The organism is Patescibacteria group bacterium, from assembly GCA_028707495.1.
Lineage (GTDB): Bacteria > Patescibacteriota > Patescibacteriia > UBA2591 > JAQWAS01 > JAQWAS01.
Genome location: JAQWAS010000015.1, coordinates 1 through 7841 on the forward strand (window position 1 = coordinate 1; position 7841 = coordinate 7841).

The window sequence follows — 7841 nt, forward strand, 5'->3', positions numbered from 1 at the left end:
ACGCAACGCCTCCGCGCAAGAAACATATTTATAGCCCATACTCAAAAGCACCTCAATAAATGGAAGCTGTGACTGACGCGCCTCATCAAAATTAACTTTTCCCAATATTTCGTAATCCATGATTTTGAATTTGTATTTAAGGGGTCTGGCCCCCTGTTACTGGATAGACCCCTGCAAAACCCGTATTTATATTCCCTCCGGCACCCGAATCGCCCCGGTAATCAAATTATTCAACAAATACTTCTTCTGATTTTTCAATATCCCCAATTTCCTCTCCAACTCCGCAATCTCCCTATCCGCCGTCACAAGTATGTCGGCAATCGCGTTTTGTTCCTCGATTTTTGGTATTGATATTTCTATTTTTTTGAAATCTTTTCCATATAAATGTACGATAGTTATTCCTTGTGCCAATCTGGCTAAATTGTGTTTTTTGATATGCGACAGATATAATGCAAGAAATATTGAATTATAGATTTTTTTTGCTCGAAGAATGCTTATATCCCCACCTAAAAGGACTTTCTTCCTATTCAAACAAGCCGCAATGGCTAAATCGAGAGCACAAGTCGTCGTTGAGGAAGGAATTAATATGTCGCCAGCCATTGAAAGATTCCCTTCTTTCTCATTTGTTTTGCTTTTGATCTCATTAATAATTTCCGAGTATGTCGTGTATAGCTCTCCATACAAAATACACTCATATTTTCCTTTGTCGTTTAGTTTTACTTTCGAGAGACCAAGTCCTTTTTTAATTTCGCAAACATCGCTTAATTTGTTTGCTTCCCACTCTCCATTAAAACCCGACAACCGAGTTTTGCCCGCCAACAATTCCCGCATCAACCCCTTCTTAATCCGCTTCTTAATCTCAATCTTCCTCCCTAATTTCTCAATCGCGCTGTCCCAGGTTTCCAATACTCTTACAATCCTATTTTGCTCTTCTAATAGAGGAAAGTTAAATTCTAAATTTTCAAGATCATTTTTATGAATGTGCACGACAGACTGTCCCTGGCCAAGCTCTCGTAACCTTTTCCTAGCTTCTCCTGTATTTAAAAAATATGAGAGAAAAAGACTGTTCGCACTTTTAGGGCTGAATATTATTATGTCGCCGCCAGCGTAACAACTCTCTTTTAAAAAATAAACTGCCGATTTTCCTATCTCATCATTAGTTTCCCCAGAACCAGCGAATAAAATGTCACCATATTTTATTTCTCTCGTAGAAGGTATTATTTCACTTGGTATATAAGAATAGATTCTTTCGATCTTAACATCGAACTTTGTATACAGTTCTCCATAGCGAACCACGTTATGGCCCACTTCCGAGAGTTGGTCTTTTGATATACCTGCGCCCTTAGTAAATACCCCAATCGAACCAAGTCTCTGCTTAGTCCACTCACGAGGGATATTTTTTTGTATTTGCTTATTCATAACCTAACATAGTTACCGCTCTTCGGCCGTACAGGTTCGGCATCTCTTTTTGCCTGCTCTTCTTTTGTAAAATTAGCGACAGATACCCCGAATTTAATTCGGCTAACTTCTGAATTTTTTAATTCTTTGGACATCTTGCCGCCGCCTTCAATGATCTGGAAAACCTTAATCCCAGCTTTTCCCGATGAAGTAGTCGAATCTTCAACCGTTACCGCAATATCAAACTCAACAGTGCGATTATCTTGAGAGCTGGTTAAATTCATGCTACGGCACGATTCATTTTTTTCCTCTTCAACCGCATCCACTAAATCCTTAAGTATATTTTTAACAAATTGTTTTAATTCCATATTTCTATTTTAAATTACAAATTTTGCCGATACCGCTTAAAAAATCTGTAAAGGATTTATCGTTTACAATAAAAGTTGTTCTCTTCTCCAAAGCAATACCGTCCAGTTGTCTCCCGTAGTTAATAAAATCTGGAAGAGGAAATTCATAGGTTATCCATTTTTTTTCAGTATAATTTATATTTTCTTTTAAAATGTTGCCTTCTGTCACATTCTTATAATCAAAATCAGTTGTGTATAAATTTGCAGTTGTTACTACCACGGGAAGAAAAACAAAATATTTAAAAACATCCGATGGTAACCCTGTTGTTAAATTTTCAATATATCTTGGTTTTTTATTTTCTAGAGCAAAAATACCTTGGTTCGCCTGTCGGATAGCTTTGTAGACTCTTTCCTCCTGATTCCGATTAAGCGATGAAAAATCATTTTTTGCCTCGATCACGTTATTGCAATAATCAAAATTTTCTGTCGTATAATTTAGACCAGGAAAAGTTAGTCTGCGCGTTGTGTAAGCCGCCTCTTTCAAATCATCGTCAACTTTTGAAAAAATAAATAAAGGTTTATTATCATATTTATCGCTCATAAAAACCCAATTTTTGATATTCGCATTGGCTCGCTTGCATTCAATAACGAGGAATAAAAGAGTATCTGCTGCGCCTGTGACACCTCTTATTGCCACAATATCAGCGGTACTATGCACTCCCAATAAGGGTCCGTTTGATGGTGGGCACGTAAATGGCCATTCTGATATAGCTTTATAGCCCCACCCTCCATGATCTTTACTAAAATTTCTGATGGTTTCTAAACACCATTGTTGGAATGGAAAGCCAGTCTCATTAAAGCAATCCGTTATTTTCGATTTATCGATCATATTTTATTTACCCGTTTAATTTCTTAACATTTTTCGGCAATTTTTTATCTTCGGATTTAATTTTACGTTCCACTTTCTTAATGTCCTCTTCTGCTGGCAAATTCTCCGGGTAAATTCCGCTTTTGCCAAGCATATCCCTCATATTCTGATTGTTCTTTACATGCTCTAAACTGATCGGTATTTCTCCTTGTAAGGTTGTATCCTTTTTAACATTAAAATTAGTAATCTCTGTTGCCAGATCCTTGGCCTTTATGGTCACTGACGGTAAAAAATCCGCCAATGGGCGTTTCTCCGGTATTCCCAAACGCTGTTTCATCTCTTTGGTCCCATAGCCGCCGAACAAGGCAGCGTCTCCGCGGGTACGAATCCGGGCAAACCCTTGGCTATCAACTCCACGCTCAAAAATAACTCCTGAAAGCTGTTTTTCCGAAGCTGATAACTTTTCTCTTGCCTGTACTCTCTCCCAGTCAGCAAGCCTCTTCTCTAGGACCTCTTGTTTTCTGGTTTGTACGGCAAAATAGGTCATCGCAAAGGCGATAGCATCTTTTCTCGGATCGCCATTTTGCGCTATCAAATAACAGGCGTAGCGCGAGAGCATAATGTCTGGTATCTCCTTTTGGGCATCCGAACCAATACCAACCATTTTGTTGACGTCAACAAAATGGTTGTGGATAACTTGTCCCGATTTCTCGCAAGCGATCTTTGCCTTCTCGATCACTTTTTCAAAGTTGCGCCATTCGTTATAGCCAAGCAATACCTGCAATTCGCGCGCATACCAAAATTCGACTCCCTCCTTCGTGTAGACATACGCGTCGAAATACTTATGAAGTTGAGCAATTATCTTTTTATCCATAGATTTTTTTATTTAATTCCTAATTGTTTTAAATAATCGTCCATCTGATCTTCCAGCTTCTTTAGCTCCGGCTCCAGTTCCGCCAGTTCCTTCAGGTTTGCTTTGATATCTATCGGCGCTTCCTCTTCGAAAGTATCAACATAGCGGGTAATGTTCAGGTTGAAATCGTTTTCCTTGCTGATTTCGTCAAACCCAACTTTTCGGGCGAATTTTTCGACATTCTTGCGGTTTTTGTACGTATTATAAATTTTTTCGATATTTTCTTCGGTTAAAATATTTTTAGCTTTGCCAGGATTGTATTCCTTCGACGCTTCAATGAATAAAATATCTTTCTTATTCTCGTTCGCCCCGCCTTTTTCGCGAGACCGGTCTATCACCAAAATAGCCACCGGAATCCCGGTTGTTTGAAACAAACCAGCGGGCAAGCCGATAACCGCGTCAATAATGTTTTCTTTGATCAGTTGCTCGCGGATCTTCCCTTCTGCACCGCCACGAAATAGCACGCCGTGAGGAACAATTACCGCGATACGGCCGGTCTTCGGCTTGGCTGTTTCTATCATGTGAGTGATAAAAGCAAAGTCGCCTTTATCTTTGGGCGGAACGCCTCGCCAAAAACGTTTGTATTTATCGTCTTCTGCGTTCTCCGCGCCCCATTTTTTTAGAGAAAAAGGAGGGTTTGCAACTATCGTGTCGAACTTCATAAGCTGGTCATTTTCCGTCAGCAATGGATTATTGAGGGTGTCTCCCCATTCAAGGCGAGCCGAATCTTTTCCGTGCAAAAACATATTCATTCTTGCCAGCTGATATGTCGATCCCGTTGACTCTTGCCCATAAAGGGCATAGTTCTTAGACTCGCCTTTTTCTACCTCTTCTCCGGCCAATAAAAGCAATCCCCCAGAACCGCAACAAGGGTCGCAAATCCTGTCTCCGGCTTTCGGCTGGGCCAGCATCGCAACCAATTTAGCGACATTGCGTACAGTAAAAAATTCTCCAGCTTTTTTGCCCGCGTCGGCTCCAAATCTCTCAATCATATACATATAAGAGTTGCCGATAATGTCGTCTCCTGCGTCGGCTAGGTCTATTTTGGCGAAATCCTGGATCAAATGGCGCAGCATTTTATTGCGCTCCGCCAGTTTTCCCAAAACTGCTTCCGAATTAAAATCTACATTAAACACTCCCTCAAGTTTTTCGCGGTTTGCTTCTTCAATGCGGTCAAGCGTTTTGTTCAGCTCTTCCCCAATATTATCCTGTTCGATAATTCCATAGATATAATCAAAAGAAGATTTTTCGGGCAAATAAAAACGGTCCATCTTCATTTTTTCTCTGATCCTTTCCTGATCGCCATTAAACCGTTCCCGATACTGTTCGTATTTCTTTTTTGACAAATCGCTCAAATACTTAAAGAAAAGCATCGCCAACACATAGTCTTTATAAACGCCGGCGTCTACCTGGGTCCGAGAAGAGTCCGCCGCGGCCCAAAGCACTTTATTGAGATCTTCCTGGGTATATTTTTTAGGTGTCATAAATTTAAATTATCTTTTCAAAAATTGCGTTGATAATATTTTTTTTGATTTTATTTTTTTCTTCGCAAATTTCCTGTTGGCGTTTTAAGTTATCGGCCAATTTGATAATCGATAACTGATCCTCAATAGACGGCAACGGGATAATGGCCTCTCCAAGCTTCTGTCTTGAAATTGTTTGAATATAGGAACCAGTGACCGCTTTTAAAATATTTTTCTGCCCATCCATCGAATTAAAATAAGCCGCTAAATATTCGGATAAAACTTTTTGGTTGATCGGTCTGATTATCATTACAGAGGACGGAACAATTACATTTTTGACATCGCCCCGGACAACAGCCGCCCTGAAAGAACCGACATTCGCTCCGCGCAAAGTAAGAACAATATCGCTCTTTTGTAAAAAATGAGCGCCCCTAAAACCCTTAAATGATATTTTTACCAGGTTTTGCAATCCAACATCCGCTTTGTCTCCGACAATATTTTTTGCCTGGAAAACAAACGAATCGCCGTTTTGATCCGGGACTATCGCCCCACGAAAAGTAAATCCCAAGATTAAATCTGCTATTTCTTTTAGTTTTTGTTGCATATAAGTATCTGTGCACTTAAATTATCACAAAGGGCTATGAACAGTCAAGCCCTATAAAAAAGGGGGCTTCAGAGCCCTCTTCCAGTACATAGGTTAAATCAAGTTTTTCTCTTTTAAGCTAAGGAATCCATCTGCAGAAAAAATTATATGGTCAGACAGTTCAATGCCTAAAATTTTACCAGCCTCAATTAGCCTCTTTGTTATCGCCAAGTCATCATCCGACGGCTTTATGTCCCCGCTTGGGTGGGTGTGGGCAACGATTATACTCGCTACATGCAGAGATACTGCCGGTTCAAATACTTCACGGGGGTGTACCAAGCTGGCATTAAGCGTCCCGATAGAAATTATTTGCCGTTCAATTAGTTTGTTTTGCGTGTCCAAATAAAAAACGATAAAATGTTCTTTCTTCGAGTTACGGATATCGACGCATAATTTCCAAACATCTTCTGCCGACAATATTTCCGATTTTTGCTTCAAGCTCAACCGTTTGCCAAATTCCAACGCCGCAATCACCTGCAAAGCTTTTGCTCTGCCCAGTCCCTTCTCCCTCAACAAACTATCCAGATTAATTTTATTCGCTCCATTTTTTTCGATTATCTTCACAATCTTCTTGGATAGTTCAATTACATTCAATCCTTTAATCCCGGATCCAAGCAACACCGCCAAAAGCTCCGGATTCGTTAATTTATCCAATCCATATTTTTCCAACTTTTCGCGCGGCCGATCAACTTTTGCCAGGTCTTTTATCTTCATTTCTATATTTAAAAATTTATTTTCCCCTTTCTCTGTCTATTTGGCTCTGAACCCATTGGTCCCCGGCTATATCAATCTCCTCCTGCGTCGGTTCCCGCTCGTCCTCTCCTCCCTCTTCGAGTCGGATACGTCTTTCATCAAGAGTCTCTCCATCATATTCCCAGTGAGCCGGACCTTGGACAGATTTCCAATTTACGCCAACTTTTTTCAAGGCAAGGTCTGCGGCGATTGATAGACTAAGCAATTCGCCTTCGAACGAAACCTTACGGTCATCCACAACTGTGCATGTTATGTTTGAGTCCCTAGTAAAAGTAAGAGTTGCTCCTACTGGAATACCGACTAAACTGAAACGAAATACTGACCGCCTTTGTCTTGCCCTATCAAGAGCACGCTGATCCTCCTCCGTTTCGACAAAATCTTTTCCCGGAGTAACATCTCTGTGAGTGACAAGCATTATCGCAGCAACTGCACGCTCCGGAGACAAACGGAAAAATTCACGGTTAGACCGAACTCTGTGGTCTCCGAAAGCATCGTGAAGCTGCCTCTCTACAAAATCGATTTTCTCAACTTCTGCAGCAAAAAAACAAGAGAAAGGAAGCGGCATATTGGTATTATCGAGTGATCTAATTCGCCCTTCTATATTCTGAGTTTTCCCTATTTTTACGTAACCAGGCATCGCTTCATTAACAAGAACATAGACGATACCCTTATTCCTATTTTGCTCTGAATCCTTTACCATATTGTATTTTATATTAAAAACACCTCAAAAAGAGGTGCTGTTTTTTCGTTAAATTAGTTGTAGTTTCTGTCATATTTCAGCCGAAAAGACTTTTATATTTTCAAGGCTGCGGGACCTGGATTCGAACCAAGATAGACGCCTCCAGAGGGCGTTGTCCTACCATTAGACGATCCCGCAAAAGCGATAACCGCCCCTTCATTTTTTGAAAGGCGGCCTCGCAATAGCGCATTTTTCGCTGACTTATTGCCTATTTTTAATACCCTATTTTCCTTACTTTTTCAAGTAGGCGCCGACGGCGAAAACGCTGGAAAGCGATCCCAGGACCAGCCCTACTCCGGCCTGCAGGCCGACAAGGTTCCAAATGTTGGCTTTATAGAAATCGAAAAGGTTGAAGCCCAGGAACAAGCCGGAAAATCTTTCCTGCATAAAGTAGACAAGGGCGGTAAAAAGGCCGAAGGATATCAGAAAGGCTACCAAGCCGCAAAGCAGACCCTGGACGAAATACGGGCCCTGAATGAAGGAGTTCTTGGCTCCGACCAGACGCATGATCTCGATCTCCTCTTTCTGGGAAAAGATGGTCAGCCTGATCGTGTTGAAGGTCACCAAAATGGCTACGAAACTCAAGAAGGCTATAAGGGCAAAACCGAAATTACGGATATTGTTGGTCAGGTCGGTCAGTTTCTGGATGACCGTGCCGCGCTTGTAATCGTTCACGTTATAGACAATGCTTTTGAACTCGTCCTTTTTCAAAAAGTC

9 protein-coding genes and 1 tRNA gene are annotated in these 7841 nt (G+C 40.9%); 1 reads left to right on the forward strand and 9 read right to left on the reverse strand.

Annotation, left to right across the window (positions count from 1 at the left end; genetic code table 11):
• Positions 1 to 186: 186 nt before the first annotated feature.
• The 9 genes from PHS07_04135 to PHS07_04175 form a co-directional block, all read right to left on the reverse strand.
• Entirely contained in the window at positions 187 to 1419 is a 1233-nt protein-coding gene (locus PHS07_04135) for a restriction endonuclease subunit S (protein ID MDD4607483.1), read from the reverse strand.
• On the reverse strand, positions 1416 to 1766 hold the full coding sequence (locus PHS07_04140; protein MDD4607484.1) for a hypothetical protein: 351 nt from the start codon (positions 1764 to 1766) through the stop codon (positions 1416 to 1418). The genes PHS07_04135 and PHS07_04140 overlap by 4 nt, the downstream gene beginning before the upstream one ends.
• 4 nt (positions 1767 to 1770) lie before the next feature.
• Positions 1771 to 2634: a hypothetical protein gene (locus PHS07_04145; protein MDD4607485.1), complete on the reverse strand. Its 864-nt coding sequence runs from the start codon at positions 2632 to 2634 to the stop codon at positions 1771 to 1773.
• Positions 2635 to 2641: 7 nt separating this feature from the next.
• Entirely contained in the window at positions 2642 to 3487 is an 846-nt protein-coding gene (gene dinD, locus PHS07_04150; protein ID MDD4607486.1) for a DNA damage-inducible protein D, read from the reverse strand.
• Positions 3488 to 3495: 8 nt separating this feature from the next.
• On the reverse strand, positions 3496 to 5010 hold the full coding sequence (locus PHS07_04155; GenBank protein ID MDD4607487.1) for a type I restriction-modification system subunit M: 1515 nt from the start codon (positions 5008 to 5010) through the stop codon (positions 3496 to 3498).
• Positions 5011 to 5014: 4 nt separating this feature from the next.
• The gene (locus PHS07_04160; GenBank protein MDD4607488.1) at positions 5015 to 5593 is read right to left on the reverse strand and encodes a restriction endonuclease subunit S; all 579 of its coding nucleotides are present in this window, start codon (positions 5591 to 5593) and stop codon (positions 5015 to 5017) included.
• A gap of 93 nt (positions 5594 to 5686) precedes the next feature.
• Positions 5687 to 6346 carry a DNA repair protein RadC gene (radC, locus tag PHS07_04165; protein ID MDD4607489.1) on the reverse strand — a complete coding sequence of 220 codons (660 nt, stop codon included), beginning with the start codon at positions 6344 to 6346 and terminating at the stop codon, positions 5687 to 5689.
• A 16-nt stretch (positions 6347 to 6362) separates the two neighbouring features.
• Positions 6363 to 7085: a GIY-YIG nuclease family protein gene (locus PHS07_04170; protein ID MDD4607490.1), complete on the reverse strand. Its 723-nt coding sequence runs from the start codon at positions 7083 to 7085 to the stop codon at positions 6363 to 6365.
• A 106-nt stretch (positions 7086 to 7191) separates the two neighbouring features.
• Positions 7192 to 7262, reverse strand: a tRNA-Gln gene (locus PHS07_04175).
• 66 nt (positions 7263 to 7328) lie between these two features.
• Between PHS07_04175 and PHS07_04180 the strand changes: the two genes are divergently transcribed.
• Positions 7329 to 7841: hypothetical protein (locus tag PHS07_04180; GenBank protein MDD4607491.1), on the forward strand; the 513-nt coding region annotated here is incomplete at its 3' end.

Coding starts and splice junctions, on each gene's coding strand:
- PHS07_04135 (MDD4607483.1), bottom strand. CDS start 1,419: ATGAATAAGCAAATACAAAAAAATATCCCTCGTGAGTGGACTAAGCAG.
- PHS07_04140 (MDD4607484.1), bottom strand. CDS start 1,766: ATGGAATTAAAACAATTTGTTAAAAATATACTTAAGGATTTAGTGGAT.
- PHS07_04145 (MDD4607485.1), bottom strand. CDS start 2,634: ATGATCGATAAATCGAAAATAACGGATTGCTTTAATGAGACTGGCTTT.
- dinD (MDD4607486.1), bottom strand. CDS start 3,487: ATGGATAAAAAGATAATTGCTCAACTTCATAAGTATTTCGACGCGTAT.
- PHS07_04155 (MDD4607487.1), bottom strand. CDS start 5,010: ATGACACCTAAAAAATATACCCAGGAAGATCTCAATAAAGTGCTTTGG.
- PHS07_04160 (MDD4607488.1), bottom strand. CDS start 5,593: ATGCAACAAAAACTAAAAGAAATAGCAGATTTAATCTTGGGATTTACT.
- radC (MDD4607489.1), bottom strand. CDS start 6,346: ATGAAGATAAAAGACCTGGCAAAAGTTGATCGGCCGCGCGAAAAGTTG.
- PHS07_04170 (MDD4607490.1), bottom strand. CDS start 7,085: ATGGTAAAGGATTCAGAGCAAAATAGGAATAAGGGTATCGTCTATGTT.